Source organism: Roseovarius maritimus (assembly GCF_043355895.2).
GTDB classification, from domain to species: domain Bacteria; phylum Pseudomonadota; class Alphaproteobacteria; order Rhodobacterales; family Rhodobacteraceae; genus Roseovarius; species Roseovarius maritimus.
This window is the reverse complement of record NZ_JBHFPF020000004.1, coordinates 223,151-245,137: the sequence shown is the minus strand read 5'-3', so window position 1 is coordinate 245,137 and position 21,987 is coordinate 223,151. Positions and strand designations below refer to the sequence as shown.

Genomic DNA, 21,987 nt, shown 5'->3' with positions numbered 1-21,987 from the left:
GTTTGCCGGGGCCTTTTGCGTTCCTGAGCCCACTGCCTTGATTCCCGGACAGAGTGCGTCTGGCTTTTTGTGATCACACGATATTACCCCGTGATCACAAATGCGAAAAATTCGCCGCATTACCCCGGACAGACGAGAAAACCGTTTAATACTCGGCAAGGCTTCTATGTATACCAGTAACGACATTTCAAAACGGGACAGTTTCAATGAACATCCACGAGTATCAGGCAAAGGCCCTTCTGCGCTCCTACGGCGCCCCGGTGTCCGATGGCCGCGTCGTGCTGCGCGCCGAAGAAGCCAAGACAGCCGCCAGCGAAATGGACGGCCCCCTTTGGGTGGTCAAGGCACAGATCCACGCGGGCGGACGCGGCAAGGGCAAGTTCAAAGAGGCCGGCGCTGGCGACGCGGGCGGCGTGCGCCTGGCCAAGTCAGTCGAGGAAGCTGCCGAAGAGGCCAAGCGCATGTTGGGCCGCACGCTCGTGACAAAACAGACGGGCGAGGCCGGCAAGCAGGTCAACCGCATCTATATCGAGGATGGCAGCGGCATCGAGACCGAGATGTATCTGGCACTTCTGGTCGATCGCCAGACATCCCGCGTCAGCTTTGTCGCATCGACCGAGGGCGGCATGGACATCGAGGAAGTGGCCGAGAAGACGCCGGAAAAGATCCTCAGCTTCTCTGTCGATCCCGCGACCGGCTATCAGGCCTTCCACGGTCGCCGCATCGCCTTTAATCTTGGCCTTGAGGGCGCGCAGATCAAGCAATGCGTCGCCTTGATGGGCACGCTTTACAAAATCTTCGTCGAAAAAGACATGGAGATGCTCGAGATCAACCCGCTGATCGTGACCGACAAGGGTGATCTGAAATGCCTCGACGCCAAGATGAGCTTTGACGGCAACGCGATCTACCGCCACCGCGACATCGCCGAGTTGCGCGACACCACCGAGGAGGACCCCAAGGAACTGGAAGCCTCCAAGTATGACCTGAACTACATCGCCCTCGACGGCGAAATCGGCTGCATGGTCAACGGCGCGGGCCTTGCCATGGCGACGATGGACATCATCAAGCTCTACGGCGCCGAGCCTGCCAACTTCCTCGACGTGGGCGGCGGCGCGACCAAGGAAAAAGTGACCGAGGCGTTCAAGATCATTACCTCCGATCCGCAGGTCAAAGGTATACTCGTCAATATTTTCGGTGGCATCATGCGCTGCGATGTGATCGCCGAGGGGGTGGTCGCTGCGGTTAAGGAGGTCGGTCTAAAGGTTCCGCTGGTCGTGCGCCTGGAAGGCACGAATGTCGAGAAGGGCAAGGAGATCATCAACAACTCCGGCCTCGACGTGATCGCCGCGGACGACCTCAAGGACGGCGCGCAGAAGATCGTGAAGGCGGTGAAGGGGTGAAGGGGTTGAAATTTCCCAAGGGTGTCGGAGCCGCAGGTCTATTGTTGCTGACTTTTGCCACTGGCGCAGAGGCTGCGAATACGGCCAAAGAGCAGGCAAAGATGCAGCAAGCCGCAAATGAGAGCGCCGTATTGTGTTCTGTGGTTTTGTCAGACCCTAACGCTCTTCAGGACGCTGCAGCGAAACGCGGTTTTAATGCAATGGCAAACCGCAAGATTGGGCGCATCAGCTTTGACGTTATATATGGCAAGCTTATGGGTAAAAGTTCTTGGCGCAAAACCTATTTGATAGTCGCTCGCAGTACGAATGGTGACTGCGTCACAAAGGTTGAAGGCAACTATGAATCCGAAGCCTACTGGCGGCAGTTGGACGCCACGCTCGTTGGCAGCGGCTACAAGCAAGGCCGAAAGCCGATCATTGCCAGAGGCATGATGATGGGCGCTTACCAAGCCGGAAAATCAGAAATCGAGATTCAAGGACAAGCACATACGTCGTCCGGCACGGTCACGATTTGGTCGAAATGAAAGATCCTATGCGCTCCTGCGCGGGTCATGAAGAAATTAAAAGGAGCCACCGATGGCCATCCTCGTAGACGAAAACACCCGCGTCATCTGCCAAGGCCTCACCGGCTCGCAGGGGACGTTCCACACCGAACAGGCCATCGCGTATGGCACAAAAATGGTCGGTGGCGTGACCCCCGGCAAGGGCGGCCAGACGCATCTGGATCTGCCGGTCTTCAACTCGGTTCACGAGGCCAAGCATGAGACCGAGGCGAACGCATCGGTGATCTATGTGCCACCTCCCTTCGCCGCCGACTCGATCCTCGAGGCGATCGACGCCGAGATGGAGCTGATCGTCTGCATCACCGAAGGCATCCCGGTCCTTGACATGATGCGCGTCAAGCGCGCGCTGGAAGGCTCGAAATCCAAGCTGATCGGCCCCAACTGCCCCGGTGTCATCACGCCTGATGCCTGCAAGATCGGCATCATGCCGGGCCATATCCACAAGCGCGGTTCCTGCGGCGTTGTCAGCCGGTCGGGCACCCTGACCTATGAGGCGGTCAAACAGACCTCCGATGTGGGCCTTGGCCAGTCGACCTGCGTCGGCATCGGCGGCGATCCCATCAAGGGGACCGAGCATATCGACGTGCTGGAATGGTTCTTGGCCGATGACGAAACGCAGTCGATCATCATGATCGGCGAGATCGGCGGCAGCGCTGAAGAAGAGGCCGCACAATTCCTCGCCGACGAGAAGAAGCGCGGCCGCTGGAAGCCGACCGCAGGCTTCATCGCAGGCCGCACCGCCCCTCCGGGCCGCCGCATGGGTCACGCGGGCGCCATCGTCGCCGGTGGCAAGGGCGGCGCGGATGACAAGATCGAGGCGATGAAATCCGCCGGGATCGTGGTGGCTGAAAGCCCGGCAGGTCTGGGCGAGGCTGTTCTGGAAGCGATTGGTTGATTATGCCGCAGCGTCCGGTGATCTCTTCAAGAGCATTGACCGATCTCAGGCGGAAGCAAAGCGCTTTCCCTTGGGGCTGGTCGGGCGCTGTCGGACGGTGTCGCCGGGCAGCTTATCTCTTTATTGCATTCACTCTGTGCTCCATTCCAGCTCATGCGTCCGAGGACCAGCAAACAACCCGCAATGTCGTGGCGATTTGCTCAAACCTCGGATCCGATCAGCAGTTGGTCGATACAAAGCTAATCGATCTCGGCTGGGAACCGGAGGATACCCCGGAAACCATCGGCAATATCTTGTTCTGGATGTTTTTTGCGCGTGACTTCGCCACCCTCGATGATGAGGCGTTAAAGGTCAGGTCGAATTCCGAAGATCTGGGAGCGCAGCTTGGCTACCTGATCGTCAACTCGAGTTTCATGGCGGGCTCGACGTTGGGAAATTCTGCATTGCCGCCCAATCAATCCGTGTATTCAAAAGGCGATTATCGTCTCGCAGTGCTCGGAGTGAGCCTCGCCAAAGGACATTGTCTTGTGACGGGACCGGCAAACATCTCAGAAACATTGCCGGACCTTGAGGATTTTTCCGAGCAATGGCCCGAAAACCTTCCGAAGAGCGATCGCGACGGGGTGCTGGCCCGCTCCGGCACCATCCCGGAAGCAAGGATTTTTCTCGCGTCGCTCGACGAAGCCCCGCTCCGGGCGCTCTATGGCTCCACAACGATCCAATTGCCCTATACGGAACGCGAATTTGACCCGCGTGTGTTCGATGATCTGCCGAAGGCGGTCATTCATATCTCTCCCATACGACCTCAGTGAGGTAATCCCATGACCGACCAATCCCCAAACGACCAGTTTCATGCTTCCAGCTTCATGCAGGGGCATAACGCGGAGTATCTCGAACAGCTTTACGCGCGCTATGCGAGCGATCCGAACGCGGTCGACGAGGCGTGGCAGAATTTCTTCAAGGAGATGGGCGACGACGATGCTGCCGTCACCGCCGAGGCCGCTGGCCCCTCCTGGGCGCGCGCCGATTGGCCGCCCATGCCGCAGGACGATCTGACAGCGGCCCTGACCGGCGAGTACCCGGCCGAGCCCGAGGCGAAGGCCGTGGGCAAGAAACTGACCGAGAAAGCCAAGGAAAAGGGCGCCGAGGTCAGCGACGAGGCGATCCAGCGCGCCGTTCTCGACAGCGTGCGCGCGCTCATGCTGATCCGCGCCTACCGAATTCGCGGCCACCTCATCGCGGATCTCGATCCGCTGGGCCTGCGCGAGCAGCCCTTCCGCCCCGAGCTGGATCCCGAGAGCTATGGCTTCACCAAGGACGACATGGATCGCCCGATCTTCATCGACAATGTTCTGGGGCTTGAGATCGCGTCGATCCGCGAGATCCTCGGCATCGTGCGGCGCACCTATTGCGGCACTTTCGCGCTGCAATACATGCATATTTCCGATCCCGAGCAGGCCGGCTGGCTGAAGGAGCGGATCGAAGGCTATGGCAACGAGATCAACTTTACCGAGGAAGGCCGCAAGGCGATCCTGAACAAGATGGTCGAGGCCGAAGGCCTGGAAAAATACCTTCACGTCAAATACATGGGCACCAAGCGTTTCGGTCTGGATGGCGGCGAGTCTCTGATCCCCGCGATGGAGCAGATCATCAAGCGGGGCGGTTCCTTGGGCGTCAAGGATATCGTCATCGGCATGCCCCACCGGGGTCGCCTGTCGGTGCTGGCCAACGTGATGGGCAAGCCCTACCGCGCGATCTTCAACGAGTTCCAGGGCGGCAGTTTCAAGCCCGACGACGTGGACGGTTCGGGCGACGTGAAATACCACCTCGGCGCCAGTTCGGACCGCGAGTTCGACGGCAACAACGTGCATCTGTCACTGACTGCGAACCCCAGCCACTTGGAGGCGGTGAACCCCGTCGTTCTGGGCAAGGTGCGCGCCAAGCAGGACCAGTTGAACGACACCGAGCGCACGCAGGTCCTGCCCATCCTCTTGCATGGCGATGCGGCCTTTGCGGGGCAGGGTGTCGTGGCCGAATGCTTTGGGCTTTCAGGTTTGCGCGGGCACCGCACCGGCGGCACGATGCATATCGTGGTGAACAACCAGATCGGTTTCACCACCGCGCCGCATTTCAGCCGGTCCAGCCCCTACCCCACCGACATCGCGCTGATGGTCGAGGCGCCGATTTTTCACGTGAACGGCGACGACCCCGAGGCTGTGGTGCATGCCGCCAAGGTCGCCACGGAATACCGCCAGAAATTCCAGAAGGATGTCGTGATCGACATCATCTGCTATCGCCGCTTTGGTCATAACGAGGGCGACGAGCCCATGTTCACCAACCCGGTGATGTACAAGAAGATCAAACAGCAGAAGACGACGCTGACCCTCTATACCGAGCGTCTGGTCAAGGATGGCCTGATCCCCGAGGGCGAAGTCGACGACATGAAGGATGCCTTCCAGTCCTTCCTCGCGGACGAGTTCGAGGCAGGCACGAATTACAAGCCGAACAAGGCCGATTGGCTGGATGGCAAATGGTCCCATCTCGACCGCAAGGAGGAAGACTACCAGCGCGGCCAGACCGCCATCAAGGAAGAAACCTTCCACGAGATCGGCACCGCGCTGTCCAAAGCACCCGACGGCTTTCCCCTGCACAAGACGGTGCAGCGCATCCTCGACGCCAAGGCCAAGATGTTCGAAAGCGGGACCGGTTTTGACTGGGCCACTGGCGAGGCGCTGGCCTTCGGCTCGCTCCTGACCGAGGGTTTCCCGGTGCGCCTTTCGGGCCAGGACAGCGCGCGCGGCACCTTCAGCCAGCGGCACTCGGCCCTAATCAACCAGGACGACGAGGAACGGTATTACCCGCTCAACAACATCCGCGAGGGGCAGGCGCGCTACGAGGTCATCGACTCGATGCTGTCGGAATACGCCGTGCTGGGGTTTGAGTATGGCTACACGCTGGCCGAGCCAAATGCGCTGACCCTCTGGGAGGCGCAGTTCGGCGATTTCGCCAACGGCGCGCAGATCATGTTCGACCAGTTCATCTCGTCGGGTGAAAGCAAATGGCTGCGTATGTCCGGCCTCGTTTGCCTGCTTCCGCATGGTTATGAGGGTCAGGGCCCCGAGCATTCATCGGCGCGGCTCGAGCGTTTTCTGACGATGTGCGGACAGGACAACTGGATCGTCGCCAACTGCACGACCCCGGCCAACTACTTCCACATCCTGCGCCGGCAGCTGCACCGCACCTATCGCAAGCCGCTGATCCTGATGACGCCGAAATCCCTGCTGCGTCACAAGCTGGCCGTCTCGAAGGCCGAGGAATTCACCATCGGCTCCAGCTTTCACCGGGTGCTGTGGGATGATGCGCAATATGGCAACTCCGATACGGAACTGGTCGCCGATGACAAGATCAAGCGCGTCGTCATGTGTTCCGGCAAGGTCTATTACGACCTGCTGGAAGAGCGCGACAAGCGCGGCATCGACGACGTTTACCTCCTGCGGTTCGAGCAGTTCTATCCCTTCCCGGCGCAATCCGCGGTGAAGGAGCTGGAACGCTTCAAGCAGGCCGAAATGGTCTGGTGCCAGGAAGAGCCGAAGAACCAGGGCGCGTGGCACTTCATCGAGCCCAATATCGAATGGGTGCTGGGCCGTATCGACGCTCAGCACAAGCGTCCCGAATATGCGGGCCGCGCGGCCGCCGCCTCACCGGCGACCGGCCTTGCGAGCCAGCACAAAGCACAACAAGAGGCGCTGATTGACGACGCGCTGACGATCAAAGGAAGCTAAAACCATGAGCACCGAAGTACGCGTTCCCACCCTGGGCGAATCCGTTTCCGAGGCCACCGTCGCCACATGGTTCAAGAAACCGGGCGACAAAGTCGAAGCCGACGAAATGCTCTGCGAGCTTGAGACCGACAAGGTCACCGTCGAGGTGCCCAGCCCGGCCGCTGGCACGATGGGCGACATCGTCGCGGCTGAGGGCGAAACGGTGGGCGTCGATGCCCTGCTGGCCACGATCGAGGAAGGCGCCGGCGCCAAGCCCAAGGAAGAAAAACCTGCCAAGGAGGAAATGAGCGAGGAGAAGTCCGAGGCCAAATCCGACAAGCAGACCGAAAAGAAATCGGGCGGCGGAGGGGGCAGCATCGACGTGATGGTCCCCACCCTGGGCGAAAGCGTCAGCGAGGCCACTGTCAGCACATGGTTCAAGAAGGCCGGCGACACGGTCGAAGCCGACGAGATGCTGTGCGAGCTCGAGACCGACAAGGTCTCGGTCGAGGTGCCCAGCCCCGGCGCAGGCACGCTGTCGGAGATCCTCGCGAGCGAGGGCGACACCGTTCAAGCGGGCGGTAAGCTGGCCGTGCTCTCCTCGGGCAGTGATGCGGGCGTCGCGCAGGCCAAGGATGACAAGCCCGCCGGCGGCGATCAATATCAGCAGCCCAAGGCCGGTGCCGGCTCCAAGGATGTCGAGGATGCCCCATCCGCGAAAAAGGCAATGGCCGAGGCGGGCCTCAACCCCGATCAGGTCACCGGCACCGGCAAGGATGGGCGTATCATGAAAGAGGACGTCGCCAAGGCGGCCAAGGAGGGCGGCGCCAAGGCCGATGCCCCCGCGCCCGCCGCGCCCAAACGCGCGCCCTCGCCCGCCAGCGATGCCAGCCGCGAAGAGCGTGTCAAGATGACCCGCCTGCGCCAGACCATCGCCAAGCGCCTCAAGGACAGCCAGAACACCGCCGCCATGCTGACCACTTACAACGAGGTCGACATGACCGAGGTCATGGCGCTGCGCAGCGAGTACAAAGACGAATTCCTCAAGAAGCACGGCGTGAAACTTGGCTTCATGTCCTTCTTCACCAAGGCCTGCGTGCATGCCCTGAAGGAAGTCCCCGAGGTCAATGCCGAGATCGACGGCACCGAGATCGTCTACAAAAACTTCGTGCATATGGGCATCGCCGCCGGCACGCCCACCGGCCTCGTCGTGCCCGTCATCCGCGACGCCGATGCGATGAGCTTTGCCGAGATCGAGAAGGCCATCGCCGAGAAGGGCGCCAAGGCCCGCGACGGCAAGCTGACGATGGAGGAAATGCAGGGCGGCACCTTCACCATCTCCAACGGCGGCGTTTACGGCTCGCTGCTCTCGTCGCCCATCCTCAACCCGCCGCAATCAGGCATCCTCGGCATGCACAAGATCCAGGATCGCCCGATGGCCATCAAGGGCGAGGTCAAGATCCGCCCGATGATGTATCTGGCCCTCAGCTATGACCACCGGATCGTGGACGGCAAAGGGGCGGTGACGTTCCTCGTCCGCGTGAAAGAGGCGCTGGAGGATCCGCGGCGGTTGCTGATGGATCTCTGATCAAGACTAAGGGGCGTGCGTCAGCACGCCCCTTAGAAAGAAGCAGTATTGGGATTGAATTTTGCCTTCCTCAGAAACGTCTGAAATTGCGCGCATCCAAGCTGCAGACCAGCTCGGTGTCACTTTTGCAAAAACGCTAATCACGATGAACGCAGGCGCCATCTTAGCGCTACTTACATTTATCGCTGGCGCAAAAAACCAATCCCTTTTCACCTTTTCAGTATGGTCGCTCCAGTGGGCAATGGCATTATTCTTGGCTGGTATAGTCTCGATACTGTTGGCCCTATTGGTATCCTACTATTTCTATGCTCATCCGCCAGAAAGCAAAACGCACCAATTTCTGAATAAATTCATTGCAGTGGTAAATGCGTTCTTCGCTTTTTCGTCTACGGCGTTTTTCGTGGGCGGCGTAATTCTACTGCTCAAGAATATTATCGTCGTGTAGCCACGATGAACGTCCGACTCCGCTCTCCCTACACCCGCGCGATCGCCGCCCGCCGCGCATTCCGCCTGCCGGGCTATCCCACGCTGGCGGAGTACGGCTTCGACGGCGACTACGTCTCGCCCATTCAGATCGCTTGCGGCAACCTCACCGGCCCGCTCCTGATTTCCAAGGATTGGCTTGATGCCCCCTCAGCGGCAGCCAACCGGGCCCACCTGCAACGCCACGGTCACCTGCCGGACAACCCCTTCATCCGCGTCATCGACAAGGCGCTCGCCCTCATGGGCCTCAAACGCGCAGACATCTACATCTCACCCGTCTTCCACCTCCTGACGCCCAAACGCTCCAGCACCATCCCCGCCGCCCATGCGCGCGCCAGCTTTGCCGCGATCGGCCGGCATGAATTGATGGGCCGCCGCCCCGTCGCCCTCGGCACGGATGCCGCCAATGTCCTACGCCATTTCGGCATCGACCATATCCCCGCGCCCCACCCTTCGGCCCGCATCGGCAGCTTTGACGCCCGCGCGGCCCTCATCGCAAAGGCAGTCCTGTCATGACCCCCGAGCTTACCGTACTCACCCTCGCCGCCCTGCTTCAGGTGATCCAATTCGGTCTCATGGCCGTGCCGGTCAATCTCGAACTGGGCACGGCCAGAACGATGGGGCCTCGCGACCCCGGTCAGACGGACGCGCCCATGGCAGAGCAGATCAGCCCTAAAACCGGCCGCCTCGTGCGCGCCCTCAATAACCATTTCGAGGGGCTGATCCTTTTCGGTATCGCCTGCACGGTCATCGCCGTCTCGGGCCAGTCCACCTGGCTCACCGTCACCTGCGCCTGGGTCTATCTCGCGGCGCGCATTGCCTATGTCCCGGCCTACTACTTCGGTCTCGTGCCGGGCCGCTCGCTGATCTGGGCGGTGGGCTTCGGCGCCACGACGCTCATGCTGCTCGCCGCGCTCTTTTAGTCTTTCACTGTTCCGAAAATACTCATAGCCGGAACGCGCAACCACCCCCTTCGGTTGACCCTCAAGGCAATTCCCTGTCTCTTTGGCGCCAACCGCATCTGATCCAAAGGAACCCTACCCATGGCCACATATGATGTCATCGTGATCGGCTCCGGCCCGGGCGGCTATGTCGCCGCCATTCGCTGTGCCCAGCTGGGCCTGAAAACCGCCTGTGTCGAGGGGCGCGAGACGCTGGGCGGCACCTGCCTGAACATCGGCTGCATCCCGTCCAAGGCGCTGCTCCATGCCAGCCACATGCTGCATGAGGCCGAGCACAACTTTGCCGCCATGGGCCTCAAGGGCAAAAGCCCCTCGGTCGACTGGAAAAAGATGCTGGAATACAAGCAGGAGACGATCGACACGAACACCAAGGGCATCGAGTTCCTCTTCAAGAAGAACAAGATTGACTGGATCAAGGGCTGGGCGTCCATCCCTGAGGCCGGCAAGGTCAAGGTCGGTGAAGACACGCATGAGGCATCGAGCATCATCGTCGCAACCGGGTCCGAGCCGTCGCCGCTCAAGGGCGTCGAAGTCGATGAAAAGACGGTCGTCACCTCCACCGGCGCGCTGGAGCTGGCCAAGATCCCGAAGAAGATGGTCGTGATCGGCGCGGGCGTTATCGGCCTCGAGATGGGCAGCGTCTATAGCCGCCTCGGCGCCGAGGTGACCGTCGTCGAATTTCTGGATGCGATCACCCCCGGCATGGACGCCGAGGTGCAAAAGACCTTCCAGCGCATCTTGAAAAAGCAGGGCCTCAATTTCCTCATGGGCGCCGCCGTGCAGAGCTGCGAGGTCAAGGGCGGCAAGGCGACGGTGAAGTACAAACTGCGCAAGGATGACAGCGAGGCCGAGATCGAGGCCGATACCGTCCTTCTGGCCACGGGCCGCCGCCCCTATACGGACGGGCTTGGGCTCGATGCGCTAGGCGTCGAGATGTCCGAGCGTGGCCAGATCAAAACGGACGACCACTGGCAGACCAATGTCAAAGGAATCTATGCGCTCGGTGACGCGATCGACGGCCCCATGCTGGCCCACAAGGCCGAGGATGAGGGCATGGCCTGCGCCGAGGTGCTGGCGGGCAAGCACGGCCACGTCAACTATGGGGTTATCCCCAGCGTGATCTATACCCATCCCGAGGTGGCATCCGTTGGCAAGACCGAGGATAAGCTGAAAGAAGAGGGCCGCGTCTACAAGGTCGGCAAGTTCAGCTTCATGGGCAATGGCCGCGCCAAGGCAAATTTCGCCGCCGACGGTTTCGTCAAGATCATCGCCGACAAGGAAACCGACCGCATCCTCGGCTGCCACATCATCGGCCCGGCGGCAGGCGATCTGATCCACGAGGTCTGCGTCGCGATGGAATTCGGTGCCGCCGCACAGGATCTGGCGCTGACCTGCCACGCGCATCCGACTTATTCCGAAGCGGTGCGCGAGGCGGCCCTCGCCTGCGGAGATGGCGCCATCCACGCCTGACTGCCACCCCATATTCTTGAACAAGAATATGGGGTGATTTTCATATTAGATTCACGGCGCGCGGGATCAGGACCAGATCTCGCGCGTCGAGCGTTCCGCCCAATCGGCATCGAACGCCGCGCCGCCGACCGCGCCCTCGGTTGCCTCGGCCAGCAGATCCCCCATACTGGGCAGACCGTCGGCATCGCTGCGCGTCCACAGTCCCGAGCGCAGCTGCGCACGCGAGCATTGCAGATAGACCTCGGCGATCTCGATTACCACCGCCGTTTTGGGCAATTTGCCGTCCTTGCCGAACCAAGCCAGCAGCTCTCCATCCGTCGTCACCCGTCCGCGTCCGTTGATGCGGATCACCGTGTTGGACCCCGGCACGAGGAACATCAGCGACAAACGCCCATCGCGAATGATATTGCGCAGGCTGTCCATGCGGTTATTGCCGCGCCAATCCGGCATGACCAATGTATGTGCGTCCAAGGGCGTCACCACGGGGCCATCATCGCCGCGCGGGCTGCCATCGGTGCCACCCGGGCCAACCGTGCTCAGCACGCAAAAGCGCGACGCGGCGATCCATTTCGCATGGAGCGGAAGCAGCCGGTCCGATACTTTCCGCTCTGCCGCGACGCTGGGCGTGCCGTAAAGCGCCTCAAGCGCGTCGATATCCTCGATATAGTCCATCAGCGCGAAAACCCCGCTTCCTTCATCAGGGAGTCCGATGCCTCTTCGATCTCGGACTCAAGCCGGGCCATGAAATCCGCGCGGTGCAAGCCTTCGGGGATCACGGGCAGAAATTCAACGACTGCCACACCCGGCTTGCGCAGGATGCCGTGGCGGGGCCAAAAGACACCCACATTGGTTGCTACCGGCACGCAATCCTGCTGCATGGCCGTGTAAATCGCCCCCGATCCGATCTTGTAGGGCATCTCGGCGCCCGGTGCGACGCGCGTGCCCTGCGGGTAGATGATCAGTTGGCCGGGCTCGACTGCGCCCCTCGCCACATCCTCGACCATCTTCTTGATCGCCGCCCCGCGTTTGCCGCGATTAACAGGAATGCAGCCGATACGCAGCGCGTATTGGCCTAAAATGGGCGTCCACATCAGCTCGCGCTTCATGATGAACTTGCCGGCGGGGACCGCGCCGAAGATGAGGATGATATCGAGGAAAGATTGATGCTTGGCCGCGATCAACACCTCACCTGTGGGCGGCGTGCCGCGCACTTCGGTCCGCAAATTCACCATCCAGGCGGCGGTCCAGCGCACCCATGCGCAAAACGCCTTGCAGGCCGCCCGCGCGCCCCGCGTGCTGAGCAGCGCCCAAGGAAAAAAGAGCAGACCGATGACTGCCATCGCCAGATACATCTGGATGATGAACGCGAGCGAGCGCAGCCATTGAACCGCGCCGCTCAAGGCATGTCCCTCAGCGTGCGCTGCGCGGCAGCCCGCGTGGCCAGGAACGCGACCGCGCCCGACAATAGCGGGATAATCAGCGGCCAGAGCCACTGCCAGCCCTGGAAGCCGAGCCCCGTCAGGAAGCCACCCGCAACTTCGGTGCGCGGCAGGAAGGCGACGGCGATGCATCCCATCACCATGCCCACGCCCGCGCCGGTCAGGCCGCGCAGGGTAAATCGGCGCACAAAAGCCTGAGCGATGTAGACATCGCGCGCGCCGACAAGGCGCAGAACGCCGATGACTTGCGCATTGGCCGCCAGCGCCGCGTTGGCCGCCAGCGTGATCATCGCCGCCACCGTGCCCGCGATCAGGATCAGCGATACCCAGCCCAAAAGGCGCAGGCGCGAGGCCGCGCGCACCAGCGGCGCGCGCCAGCGGGTGTGATCGTCCAGCACCGCACCGGGCACTTCGGCAGCAAGGCGCAGGCGCAGGCCCGCAGCATCATAACCGTTGCCTTCTTCGATGATCTCGACAAGTTGCGGGATGGGGAGGGTCTCGACCGGCAGGTCGGGACCGAACCACGGCTCCAGCAGGGCGCGCTGCTCCTCGGAGGTCAGTGCGCGGGCGCTGGCAATGCCGGGCGTGGTGCCGAGAACCTTCAGTGCGGCCTCGGTCTGGGCCAGCATCTGGCCCTCGGGCGCGGAAATCCTCAAGGTCGAACTGCGCGCCAGCGCGTCGCCCCAGCGATCGGCAAGGCGCGATGTGGCCAGAGACAGCGCCAGTGCGAACACAGCTAGAAACGCCATCGCACCAGCGGCAAAAAGGGTCAGCCATGCGGTATAGCCCGTCGGCGGCACAACCCGGTCCGAGCCGGACTCGCCGGCCAGAAGGCCGCGCAACCGTTCCAGGATCATGTTCACAAATCTGCCCCCGCCAGTTGCAGCCGACGGTTCGAGATGCGCAGCACGCGCGCCTGCACCTGGCTTTTCGCCGTGCGGATCAGGGCCAGGTCATGGGTCGCTATCATGATCGTCTTGCCCATGCGGTTCAGCTCGATCAGGAGACGCATGAGGCGCTGCGACATCTCCCAGTCGACATTGCCCGTCGGCTCATCCGCCAGGACCACATCGGGCGACATGATGATGGCACGGGCAAGCGCCGCGCGCTGACGCTCCCCGCCCGACAGCTCTGGCGGCAAGGCCCCGGCGCGCTGCGTCAGCCCGACCCAACTGGTCAGTTCGCGCAGGTTGGCATCCTCGTCCAGCATGTTGCGGTCCGAGACCATCAGCGGCAGGGCGATATTCTCGGACACGCTCAGATGATTGAGGAACTGACAATCCTGATGCACGACACCGATGCGCCGCCGCGCCATCGCGATATCGTCGCGGCTGAGCTCGCGCACATCGGAATCAAACAGGCGCACATGCCCCGCCGTAGGCATCAGTGCGCCGTAAAACAGTTTGAGCAGCGTCGTCTTGCCCGCGCCGGAAGGGCCGGTCAGAAAGTGAAACGACCCCGGTTGCAGGCGCAGCGTTATATCGCTCAGCAATTCGCCACCGCCATAGGAATAGGCCACGTTTTCCAGCTCGATCACCGGCTGCCCCTTCTGCCCGTTATGGGCCTTAAATGCCCCACTGTGGCGCGTCTTGCAATCGCGGGGGCGCAAATCCTTTGCTCTTTTCGATCCATCCTTTAAGCCTTAGGGTGAATACAATCAGGACAGCCCGGCAAACGGGGACAGGTGACAGGTGCGAAAATGAGGCTGACTTGCCCGAATTGCGGCGCGCAATACGAAGTGCCCGATGAGGTGATCCCGGAATCGGGCCGTGACGTGCAATGCTCGAATTGTGGCGACACATGGTTTCAGCCGCACCGCGACCAGGTGGAGGCCGAGGCACGGGATGACGGGACCAGCGCCCCCAACACGGATGATTGGCAAGAGGACGCGCCAGAAGCTGCACCCGCGCCTGTCCCGCCGGCTGCCGAGGATTTCATAGCACCGCCGGACACTGGCAAAGAGGATGCCTATGAAGAGGAAAAGGCCAAGGAGACATCCGCTCCGAAAGCCGAGCCAGTCGAACCGCATGCCGGACGCCCCGAGCGCCATGAGCGGCGCGAGATCGACCCGTCGGTTGCAAACGTCCTGCGCGAAGAGGCCGAGCGCGAAAAGCGCGCGCGTGCCGCCGCGCAAGGCGGCGTGGAAACGCAGCCCGATCTGGGGCTTGGAGACGAAGACGGCGAAGCCCGCCGCGAGCGCGAAGCGCGACAGCGCATGGCGCGCATGCGCGGGCTCGACGACAGCGACGAGCGCGGCGAAGCCCAACCGGGCCGCTATCAGGGGGGCGATGATGCCGACGATATCGACCCCAAATCGCGCAAGAGCCTTTTCCCCGACATCGAGGAAATCAACTCCTCCCTCGGCCCCGAACCCACCACGGACACCAGCGCAGCCGCCGCAGGATACGAGACCTATCCCGAGGCGCCTCCCCGCCAGCCCGGCGGATTTCGCCGGGGTTTTCTGATCGCCCTGCTGATCGCGGTCATGGCGCTTTTGGTCTATGTCTATGCCGCGCCGCTGGCCGATATGCTGCCCGCGCTGCGCGGAGTGCTGGCCGACTACGCCAATTGGGTAGACGGGCTGCGCGTCTGGCTGGACGGCCAAGTGGCCGCGCTGATGCTGTGGCTGGATACAGTGACCGGCACCGCACCTGCGGACACGAATGGCTAGGCAGGCCATGGCGGGCATGTGATCCCGCCCTCCGGCAACCCGCTGGCCCCGGTTGCCCTGACCGTTCTATCGGCCATCTTGTGGGGCCTGTGGTGGATCCCCATCCGCTGGCTCGAAAGCCTCGGCCTCACCGGGGCCCAGGCAAGTTTCATCTGCAATTTTGGCGCAGTGATCGCGCTGGTGGGCTACATGCTGGCCATCCGCATCATGCCGCGCCTGCGCCTGCGCCTGATCCTGGGCGCAGGGCTGATCGCGCTGGCGTTTTCCTTCTACTCCGTCGCGCTGACAATGTCGGATGTGGTGCGCGTGATCTTGCTATTCTACCTCGCGCCGGGCTGGAGCAAGATCATCGAATGGGCCTTTCTGAAACAGCCGTGGCGGCGCAGTTCCTCGGTGACGCTGCTGCTGACGCTGCTGGGCGCCTATCTGGTGCTGGGCGGGGATATATCGCTGGCCTCGCTCAATATCGGCGATGTGCTGGCGCTGATTGCGGGCGTGATGTGGGCAATCGGGGCCACGCTGGTCTTCACCGGGCCTCCGGCGAGGGCCTCGGCGTTGACGCTGGCCACCGTACTCTGGGCAATGCTGCAATCCGCCGTGATTGCGCTGCTGATGGGCGATACCATCATGGCCCAAATCGCGCCGACCGCCTTCTTGGCCTCTCTTTTGCTCGGGGCGCTCTACCTCGTGCCACTGGTCGGACTTACGCTCTGGGGGGCTGCGTGCCTGCCGCCTGCGCTGCTCAGTTTCCTTTTCACGCTCGAAATCCTCTCGGGCGTACTCTCTGGTGCGCTGCTGCTGGACGAACCGTTCGGTCTCTATCGCGCCACGGGCGGGCTGCTGATCTTCGGCGCCGCAATTTCCGAGGCGGTGATGACGCTTCGCGGCTCGTCAATCCGCAAGCTCCTCTAGTCGGTCAGAACCGCTCCAGAAGCCGCTCCAGATAATCGCGCTCGACCTCGGGGCGCGCGCCCTCCCCCGAGCGGCGGCGGAGCTCGTCCAGAAGCTCGCGCGCGCGCCGATACACGTCCTCGCCCTGAAGCAAGTTGCCATCCGTGCCGGCGCGGTCACCCTGGCCAGGCGTGCGGCCCAGCGGATCGGATTGCTGGCCGCCGGTTGCACCGCTCGCCTGCCCCTGCCCACCTTCCCGGCCGCCCGATTCCTCGGCCATCGCCTCGCCAAGGCTTCGCATGCCCTCGCGCAGCGCATCCATTGCCTCGGACTGTCGGTCGATCGCCTCAGCCAGATCGTCCCCGCGCAGCGCCTCTTCGGCGCCGTCCATCGCCTCGCCCGCACGGTCCAGCGCGCCGCGCGCCTCATCCGACGCCTCGCCGTTGCCCGGCAGGCTGCCGCGCTGGCGCGCCAGCTCCTGGCGCAGGGCCTCTTGCCGTGCGGCCAGATCGCCGGGCTGCCCGCCACCCTGACCGCTTTGCTGCTGACCTTCCGCGCTGCCGCCGTCGCTCTCGCCTTGACCCCCCTGGCCTTCATGGCTCTGGCCGCGGCCCTGACCGCCATTGCGGCCCTCGTTGCCCTGACTTTCACCCGCCTGCGCGCCGGGATTGAACTGCTCCTGCAGATCGCGGAAAGCCTGATCCGAAAGGCCCTGCTGCTGGCGCAGCGTGTCGGCCAGCCCCTCCATCGCCTCCTGACCGGGGCTGCCCTCGCCCTGACCGGGTTGGCCTTCGGTGACGCGCAGGTTCTCCATCATTTCCTGGAACTGGCGCAGCGCCTCCTCCGCCTCGGCCATGCGGCCTTCGGCCATCAGATCCTGAATACGGTCCATCATGTCCTGCAGATCCTGCTGGCTGAGCATGGTCATGTTCTGCTCGCCGGGGTCGGGCTGGTCGGTGCCGTTTTCGCGCTGCGCCTGTTGGGATTTCTGCCGAAGGTAATCATCGGTGGCGTCGCGCAGCTCCTGCATCAGGCGCGCGATTTCGTCCTCGCTGGCACCGTTTCGCATCGCCTCGCTCAGACGCTCCTGCGCCTCACGCATCCGCTCCAGCGCATCCTCGATATCGCCGTCCTCCAGCGTCACCGCCAGATCCCAGAGCGCATCGGCCAGCGCATCCCGCGTATCGCCATCCAGCCCGCCGCCGTTCAGACCAGCCTCAAGCCGCCGCAGTATCGTTCGCAGTTTCAGAAAATCCGCCGGATCGCGAAAGAACTTCTCTTCGGGCTGATACGACACCGCCCGGATCACCTGCGCCACCCGGCGCGCGTTGCCGCGATTCCATAACAGATCGCGCCGTTGCTCGATGATGGCCGCCGCCAATGGGTCAAAGAACCTCCGCGCTGGCAAATCCATCGCGTAGGGCGCGCTGCTGCCCGTCTGGCCTGCCGCATCCTCGGCCGTGATCGTCAGCGTCACGGGCAGATGGGCCCAGGGGTGCTGCGACAGGTTTTCAACCAGCGCCTCAGTGAAATCGGTGCGGCCACCGGTGATGGGCAGCGGCAGATCCAGCGTGATCGCCTCGCGCGGCTCCGGCTGGGACTCGAGGCCATAGCGACGGTCGACCGCGTCCAGATCCAGCGCGAAGGTGGCCGTGCCCCCGGTCACGCCGTAATCGTCGAGCGCCGAATAAGGCTGGCTCATCTGGCCGTCGAAGGTGGTCTTGGCGCCCTCGCTGAGCACTTGGGCCGCGGGCGGCGTGTCAGGCAGCGCGCGGATGTCCCAGCTGCGTCCACCCGGCCCGTCAATGGCCAAGGTGCCGTCCTGCACCACGTCAAAGCCTTGCGCCGGGTCCGTCGCCGCGTCCAGCCCCTCGGTGCGCCCCGACACGGTCTCGGTCAGCGCCAGCGCGCCCAGCTCGCCATAAAGACGCACCATCACGCGGCTGCCCTCGGGCACGTCGATCTCATCGCCCTGATCGGCGAGGTAGAGCGTCGGCAGGCCGGTATAGACCGGCGGCTCGATCCAGCCCTCCCATGTGGGTCCCGCAGCGAGTGCGCCGCTGCCGCCCGGCAGCATCGGTACCGGCGCCGCGATGCGCCAGACCGAGCCGAAGAGCATCGCCACGACCAGGCCCAACAGCGCCACATAGCGCAGGCCGAAAGGGTCCAGCCGGGCAAGCTTGAGGTCAGGTTGCGGCGCACGCGCGGCGGCGGCGGCCTGTTCCATCCGGCTGCGATGCGCCGCCCAAAGCGCCTCGGACGCGGCATCCCCCCGCCCGATCGCCTGCGCGTCGTTCAGCGCCTGAAGCGGACGGCCCGGCAGGGTCGCATCCAGCCGTGCCAGCGCCTCGGCCCTGCGCGGCCAGCGAAAGCGCGCAAAACCCACTACCAGCAGCGCCAGCGCGCCCAGCGCGGCGGCAATGGCGCCCCCGGTGATCAATTCGTAGGACAGCTGATCCTGCAGGCCCATCATCAACGCCGCCGCCACAGCGATCAGCAGCGTCCAGAGTGGCCAGAAGGCCCGCACCAGACGCTCGGCCAAGAGGCCCGCCCAAGTCAGCGTCAACGGCCCACGCAGACGCGCCGCCAATGGGCCTGTCAGGTTGGACGTCTGGTCGGGTTTCTGGGCCATTCACCTCTCCGGATGGGACCGCAGCGCGCTACAGCCATTCGGGAATGGTATCGCGATTTATCATCTCGTCAAAGCTCGGTCGCGCCCGGATCACGGCAAAGTCATGCCCATTCACCAGAACCTCGGGGATCAGCGGGCGGGTGTTGTATTCGCTCGACATTACAGCGCCGTAGGCCCCGGCGCTGCGAAAGGCGACCAGATCACCGGCGGAAAGCCGCGGCATCATGCGCTGCTTGGCAAAGGTATCGCCGCTCTCGCAAACGGGGCCGACAATGTCGTAGGGCTGCTGCTCGGCGCCCGGCTCGGGCTCGATCACCGGAACGATATCGTGCCAGGCGTCATACATGGCGGGCCGGATCAGATCGTTCATCGCGCCGTCGAGGATCAGGAAATCGCGGTCCTCGCCGGATTTGACATAGATGACCTCGCTCACCATCAGGCCCGCGTTGCCGGCAATCAGGCGCCCCGGCTCGATCTCGATCTCGCAGCCCAGATGGCCCAGCGTCTCTTGCACCAGCGTGCCGTATTCCGTGGGCAAAGGCGGCGCCTCGTTGCCCCGCGTGTACGGAATGCCAAGGCCACCGCCCAGATCCAGACGCCGGATGTCATGCCCGTCGGCGCGCAGCACCTCGGTCAGTTCGGCCACCTTCTGATAGGCCAGACGAAACGGCTCCAACTCGGTCAGCTGGCTGCCGATATGAACATCAATACCGATCGCCTCCAGCCCCGGCAGATCCGCCGCGAGGCGGTAGACCTCGCGCGCCCGCGCGATCGGGATGCCGAACTTGTTCTCGCTCTTGCCGGTTGCGATCTTGGCATGGGTCTTGGCGTCCACATCGGGGTTCACCCGCACTGTGATCGGTGCGACCACGCCCAGCTCGACGGCCACGGCGCTCAGAACTTCCATTTCCGGCTCGCTCTCGACGTTGAACTGCCGGATGCCCCCCGTCAGCGCCAGGCGCATCTCGTCGCGGGTCTTGCCGACACCCGAAAACACGATCCGCTCGCCCGGCACGCCCGCCGCCTTGGCACGCATGTATTCCCCGCCCGAGACGACATCCATTCCCGCGCCCAGACGCGCCAGCGTCTTGAGAATGGCGACATTGCTGGCGGCCTTCATCGCGTAGCACACAAGGTGGTCCATGCCCTCCAGCGCCTCGTCGAAGAGGCGGAAATGCCGCTCGAGCGTTGCGGTCGAATAGACGTAGAATGGCGTGCCGACTACGGCCGCGATCTCGGCCACGGGCACGTCCTCGGCATGCAGCATGCCGTCCTTGTAGAGAAAATGGTCCACGCTAGCTGTCCCTCGCCGCCATCAGGGCTTCATCTTGGGAAAAATACTCGAATTCCCGCGCTCACCCCTTGCGCAAACGCAGGTAGAGGTAAAGCGGCAATCCGCAACTGACCCCGATGAAGAAGGTCGCCGGCACGGCCATGAGGCGCGTCCAGTCGCGGCTGCGCCAGGTCTCGACCAGCACCCAGAGCGTCAGCGCGACGGCCGCGATGGTCAGATCCCAGACTAGCCCGCTGGTGGCCGCATTGGCGTGCCAGGCCTCGACCATACCGCCCAGGTCAAAGCCGTTCTCCATGAACCAGCGCAGGAAATAGGTCATGGGATGGATCGTGCCCCAGACGGCGAGCGCGAGGAACACGTATCTCACAGCACCGCTCCCGCATGGACCGAGGATGTGCCGCCGATCGGGCCGCTGGTGACCGGCGTCTGGTTCCTGGCCGGCGCCAGTTCGTCCTGACTGCCGGGCCGAATGGGCGCGCCATCGACGCCGCAGGCGGAAAGGGCGGTCACCGCCGCCAGGATCGTGACAAGTCTCATCCAAGTCTCTCCTGCCAGCGCGCCACTTGCGCGCGCACATTGTCCGGCGCCGTTCCGCCATAGCTGACACGGCTTGCCACGGAATTATGCACGCCCAGAACGTCGAATACATCCCCCGTTATGTCGCCATGGACGCCCTGCATGTCCTCAAGGCTCAGATCCGGCAGGTCGCAGCCCTTCTTCTCGGCTAGCGCTACCAGTGATCCGGTGACGTGATGCGCCTCGCGGAAGGGCATGTTCAGCACCCGCACCAGCCAGTCGGCCAGATCGGTCGCGGTGGAGAACCCTGTCGCTGCGGCGGCCTCCAGCACTTCGCGGTTCGCGCTCATGTCGCGCACCATGCCCTCCATCGCGGCAAGGGCCAGCATGAGGTTGTCGGCGGCGTCAAAGACCTGCTCCTTGTCCTCCTGCATATCCTTGGAATAGGCCAGAGGCAGCCCCTTCATCACCAGCGTCAGCGCGACATTGGCGCCAAAGATGCGCCCGATCTTGGCGCGGATCAGCTCGGCGGCATCGGGATTCTTCTTTTGTGGCATGATGCTGGAGCCGGTCGAGAAACGATCTGACAGCGCCACGAAACGGAACTGCGCCGAGGACCAGATGACCAGCTCTTCGGCCATGCGGCTGAGATGCATGGCGCAAATGCTGGCCGTGCCCAGAAACTCCAGCGCGAAATCCCGGTCGCTGACAGCGTCGAGCGAATTGGCGCAGGGCCGGTCAAAGCCCAGCGCCTCTGCCGTCATGTCCCGGTCGATCGGAAAGCTGGTTCCGGCCAGCGCGGCGGTCCCGAGAGGGCATTCGTTCATCCGCGCCCGCGCGTCGCGCACGCGGCTGAGGTCGCGGGCGAACATCTCGACATAGGCCAGCATATGATGGCCCCATGTTACCGGCTGCGCCACCTGCAGATGGGTGAAGCCGGGCATGACCCAATCCGCGCCCGCCTCGGCCTGCGACACAAGCGCGCGCATCAGCGCCTCGAGCGCCGTCTCGCAGGCATCCAGCTGATCACGCACCCAGAGGCGGAAATCCGTCGCCACCTGATCATTGCGCGAGCGGCCCGTATGAAGGCGGCCCGCAGGCTCGCCCACAATCTCCTTGAGGCGCGCCTCGACATTCATGTGAATGTCCTCCAGCGCCGCCGAAAAGACGAAATCGCCCGCCTCGATCTCGGCCAGAACGGCATCCAGCCCTTCCGTCATCGCGCGTGCATCACTATCTGTAACGATGCCTGTGGCCGCCAACATGGCAGCATGGGCCTTCGATCCGGCGATGTCTTGTGCCGCCATCCGCTTGTCGAACCCGATCGAGGCGTTAATTGCCTCCATGATCGCATCGGGTCCGGCGGCGAAACGGCCGCCCCACATCTGGTTCGAGGTTTTGTCTGCCATGCCTGCCCCTTCG

Annotated in this window: 21 protein-coding genes; 12 read left to right on the top strand and 9 right to left on the bottom strand. The window is 63.3% G+C overall.

Annotation, left to right across the window (positions count from 1 at the left end; translation table 11 throughout):
- Window positions 1-206 precede the first annotated feature (206 nt).
- The 10 genes from sucC (at window position 207) to lpdA (ending at window position 11,122) form a co-directional block, all read left to right on the top strand.
- On the top strand, window positions 207-1,400 hold the full coding sequence (gene sucC, locus ACEWPM_RS10770; protein ID WP_393962005.1) for an ADP-forming succinate--CoA ligase subunit beta: 1,194 nt from the start codon (window positions 207-209) through the stop codon (window positions 1,398-1,400).
- Window positions 1,401-1,405: 5 nt separating this feature from the next.
- A complete protein-coding gene (locus ACEWPM_RS10765; protein WP_393962006.1) occupies window positions 1,406-1,924 on the top strand; it encodes a hypothetical protein in 519 nt (172 codons plus the stop codon).
- Window positions 1,925-1,976: 52 nt separating this feature from the next.
- Complete coding sequence (gene sucD / locus ACEWPM_RS10760) at window positions 1,977-2,858, top strand: succinate--CoA ligase subunit alpha (protein ID WP_393962007.1); 882 nt, start codon at window positions 1,977-1,979, stop codon at window positions 2,856-2,858.
- Complete coding sequence (locus ACEWPM_RS10755) at window positions 2,855-3,670, top strand: hypothetical protein (protein ID WP_393962008.1); 816 nt, start codon at window positions 2,855-2,857, stop codon at window positions 3,668-3,670. The genes sucD and ACEWPM_RS10755 overlap by 4 nt, the downstream gene beginning before the upstream one ends.
- 9 nt (window positions 3,671-3,679) lie before the next feature.
- Entirely contained in the window at window positions 3,680-6,640 is a 2,961-nt protein-coding gene (locus ACEWPM_RS10750) for a 2-oxoglutarate dehydrogenase E1 component (RefSeq protein WP_393962009.1), read from the top strand.
- Between the two features lie 4 nt (window positions 6,641-6,644).
- On the top strand, window positions 6,645-8,207 hold the full coding sequence (odhB, locus tag ACEWPM_RS10745; protein WP_393962010.1) for a 2-oxoglutarate dehydrogenase complex dihydrolipoyllysine-residue succinyltransferase: 1,563 nt from the start codon (window positions 6,645-6,647) through the stop codon (window positions 8,205-8,207).
- 61 nt (window positions 8,208-8,268) lie between these two features.
- The gene (locus tag ACEWPM_RS10740; RefSeq protein ID WP_393962011.1) at window positions 8,269-8,652 is read left to right on the top strand and encodes a hypothetical protein; all 384 of its coding nucleotides are present in this window, start codon (window positions 8,269-8,271) and stop codon (window positions 8,650-8,652) included.
- Between the two features lie 5 nt (window positions 8,653-8,657).
- On the top strand, window positions 8,658-9,206 hold the full coding sequence (locus tag ACEWPM_RS10735) for a hypothetical protein (protein WP_393962012.1): 549 nt from the start codon (window positions 8,658-8,660) through the stop codon (window positions 9,204-9,206).
- Window positions 9,203-9,613, top strand: coding sequence for an MAPEG family protein (locus ACEWPM_RS10730; RefSeq protein ID WP_393962013.1), 411 nt, complete (start codon window positions 9,203-9,205; stop codon window positions 9,611-9,613). Before ACEWPM_RS10735 ends, ACEWPM_RS10730 begins: the two co-directional genes overlap by 4 nt.
- Window positions 9,614-9,733: 120 nt before the next feature.
- Window positions 9,734-11,122, top strand: a complete 1,389-nt coding sequence (gene lpdA / locus ACEWPM_RS10725) for a dihydrolipoyl dehydrogenase (protein WP_393962014.1) — start codon at window positions 9,734-9,736, stop codon at window positions 11,120-11,122.
- Window positions 11,123-11,188: 66 nt separating this feature from the next.
- Here lpdA and ACEWPM_RS10720 read toward each other — a convergent pair whose 3' ends face one another.
- Genes ACEWPM_RS10720 through ACEWPM_RS10705 form a run of 4 tightly spaced genes read right to left on the bottom strand, consistent with a single transcriptional unit; the run spans window position 11,189 to window position 14,098 of the window.
- The gene (locus tag ACEWPM_RS10720; RefSeq protein ID WP_393962015.1) at window positions 11,189-11,794 is read right to left on the bottom strand and encodes a pyridoxamine 5'-phosphate oxidase family protein; all 606 of its coding nucleotides are present in this window, start codon (window positions 11,792-11,794) and stop codon (window positions 11,189-11,191) included.
- Window positions 11,794-12,522, bottom strand: coding sequence for a lysophospholipid acyltransferase family protein (locus ACEWPM_RS10715; protein ID WP_393962016.1), 729 nt, complete (start codon window positions 12,520-12,522; stop codon window positions 11,794-11,796). Before ACEWPM_RS10715 ends, ACEWPM_RS10720 begins: the two co-directional genes overlap by 1 nt.
- Window positions 12,519-13,418 carry a cell division protein FtsX gene (locus ACEWPM_RS10710; RefSeq protein WP_393962206.1) on the bottom strand — a complete coding sequence of 300 codons (900 nt, stop codon included), beginning with the start codon at window positions 13,416-13,418 and terminating at the stop codon, window positions 12,519-12,521. Before ACEWPM_RS10710 ends, ACEWPM_RS10715 begins: the two co-directional genes overlap by 4 nt.
- 2 nt (window positions 13,419-13,420) lie before the next feature.
- The gene (locus tag ACEWPM_RS10705) at window positions 13,421-14,098 is read right to left on the bottom strand and encodes a cell division ATP-binding protein FtsE (RefSeq protein ID WP_393962017.1); all 678 of its coding nucleotides are present in this window, start codon (window positions 14,096-14,098) and stop codon (window positions 13,421-13,423) included.
- Window positions 14,099-14,260: 162 nt separating this feature from the next.
- Between ACEWPM_RS10705 and ACEWPM_RS10700 the strand changes: the two genes are divergently transcribed.
- Together ACEWPM_RS10700 and ACEWPM_RS10695 are read left to right on the top strand one after the other, a co-directional pair.
- Window positions 14,261-15,232, top strand: a complete 972-nt coding sequence (locus tag ACEWPM_RS10700) for a zinc-ribbon domain-containing protein (protein ID WP_393962018.1) — start codon at window positions 14,261-14,263, stop codon at window positions 15,230-15,232.
- Window positions 15,233-15,250: 18 nt separating this feature from the next.
- The gene (locus ACEWPM_RS10695; RefSeq protein WP_393962019.1) at window positions 15,251-16,144 is read left to right on the top strand and encodes a DMT family transporter; all 894 of its coding nucleotides are present in this window, start codon (window positions 15,251-15,253) and stop codon (window positions 16,142-16,144) included.
- 4 nt (window positions 16,145-16,148) lie between these two features.
- Here the strand turns inward: ACEWPM_RS10695 and ACEWPM_RS10690 are convergent, their stop codons facing one another.
- The 5 genes from ACEWPM_RS10690 to argH all read right to left on the bottom strand — a co-directional run bounded on the left by ACEWPM_RS10690 (window position 16,149) and on the right by argH (window position 21,974).
- Window positions 16,149-18,755 carry a TIGR02302 family protein gene (locus ACEWPM_RS10690; protein ID WP_393962020.1) on the bottom strand — a complete coding sequence of 869 codons (2,607 nt, stop codon included), beginning with the start codon at window positions 18,753-18,755 and terminating at the stop codon, window positions 16,149-16,151.
- Between the two features lie 28 nt (window positions 18,756-18,783).
- Complete coding sequence (gene lysA / locus ACEWPM_RS10685) at window positions 18,784-20,049, bottom strand: diaminopimelate decarboxylase (RefSeq protein ID WP_393962021.1); 1,266 nt, start codon at window positions 20,047-20,049, stop codon at window positions 18,784-18,786.
- Between the two features lie 61 nt (window positions 20,050-20,110).
- Window positions 20,111-20,416, bottom strand: a complete 306-nt coding sequence (locus ACEWPM_RS10680) for a DUF2834 domain-containing protein (protein ID WP_393962022.1) — start codon at window positions 20,414-20,416, stop codon at window positions 20,111-20,113.
- Window positions 20,413-20,586 carry a hypothetical protein gene (locus ACEWPM_RS10675; RefSeq protein WP_393962023.1) on the bottom strand — a complete coding sequence of 58 codons (174 nt, stop codon included), beginning with the start codon at window positions 20,584-20,586 and terminating at the stop codon, window positions 20,413-20,415. Before ACEWPM_RS10675 ends, ACEWPM_RS10680 begins: the two co-directional genes overlap by 4 nt.
- Complete coding sequence (argH, locus tag ACEWPM_RS10670; RefSeq protein WP_393962024.1) at window positions 20,583-21,974, bottom strand: argininosuccinate lyase; 1,392 nt, start codon at window positions 21,972-21,974, stop codon at window positions 20,583-20,585. The genes ACEWPM_RS10675 and argH overlap by 4 nt, the downstream gene beginning before the upstream one ends.
- Window positions 21,975-21,987: the final 13 nt, after the last annotated feature.

Coding starts and splice junctions, on each gene's coding strand:
- ACEWPM_RS10750 (WP_393962009.1), top strand. CDS start 3,680: ATGACCGACCAATCCCCAAACGACCAGTTTCATGCTTCCAGCTTCATG.
- ACEWPM_RS10710 (WP_393962206.1), bottom strand. CDS start 13,418: ATGATCCTGGAACGGTTGCGCGGCCTTCTGGCCGGCGAGTCCGGCTCG.
- ACEWPM_RS10700 (WP_393962018.1), top strand. CDS start 14,261: ATGAGGCTGACTTGCCCGAATTGCGGCGCGCAATACGAAGTGCCCGAT.
- ACEWPM_RS10720 (WP_393962015.1), bottom strand. CDS start 11,794: ATGGACTATATCGAGGATATCGACGCGCTTGAGGCGCTTTACGGCACG.
- sucD (WP_393962007.1), top strand. CDS start 1,977: ATGGCCATCCTCGTAGACGAAAACACCCGCGTCATCTGCCAAGGCCTC.
- argH (WP_393962024.1), bottom strand. CDS start 21,974: ATGGCAGACAAAACCTCGAACCAGATGTGGGGCGGCCGTTTCGCCGCC.
- ACEWPM_RS10690 (WP_393962020.1), bottom strand. CDS start 18,755: ATGGCCCAGAAACCCGACCAGACGTCCAACCTGACAGGCCCATTGGCG.
- ACEWPM_RS10735 (WP_393962012.1), top strand. CDS start 8,658: ATGAACGTCCGACTCCGCTCTCCCTACACCCGCGCGATCGCCGCCCGC.
- odhB (WP_393962010.1), top strand. CDS start 6,645: ATGAGCACCGAAGTACGCGTTCCCACCCTGGGCGAATCCGTTTCCGAG.
- sucC (WP_393962005.1), top strand. CDS start 207: ATGAACATCCACGAGTATCAGGCAAAGGCCCTTCTGCGCTCCTACGGC.
- lpdA (WP_393962014.1), top strand. CDS start 9,734: ATGGCCACATATGATGTCATCGTGATCGGCTCCGGCCCGGGCGGCTAT.
- ACEWPM_RS10675 (WP_393962023.1), bottom strand. CDS start 20,586: ATGAGACTTGTCACGATCCTGGCGGCGGTGACCGCCCTTTCCGCCTGC.
- ACEWPM_RS10730 (WP_393962013.1), top strand. CDS start 9,203: ATGACCCCCGAGCTTACCGTACTCACCCTCGCCGCCCTGCTTCAGGTG.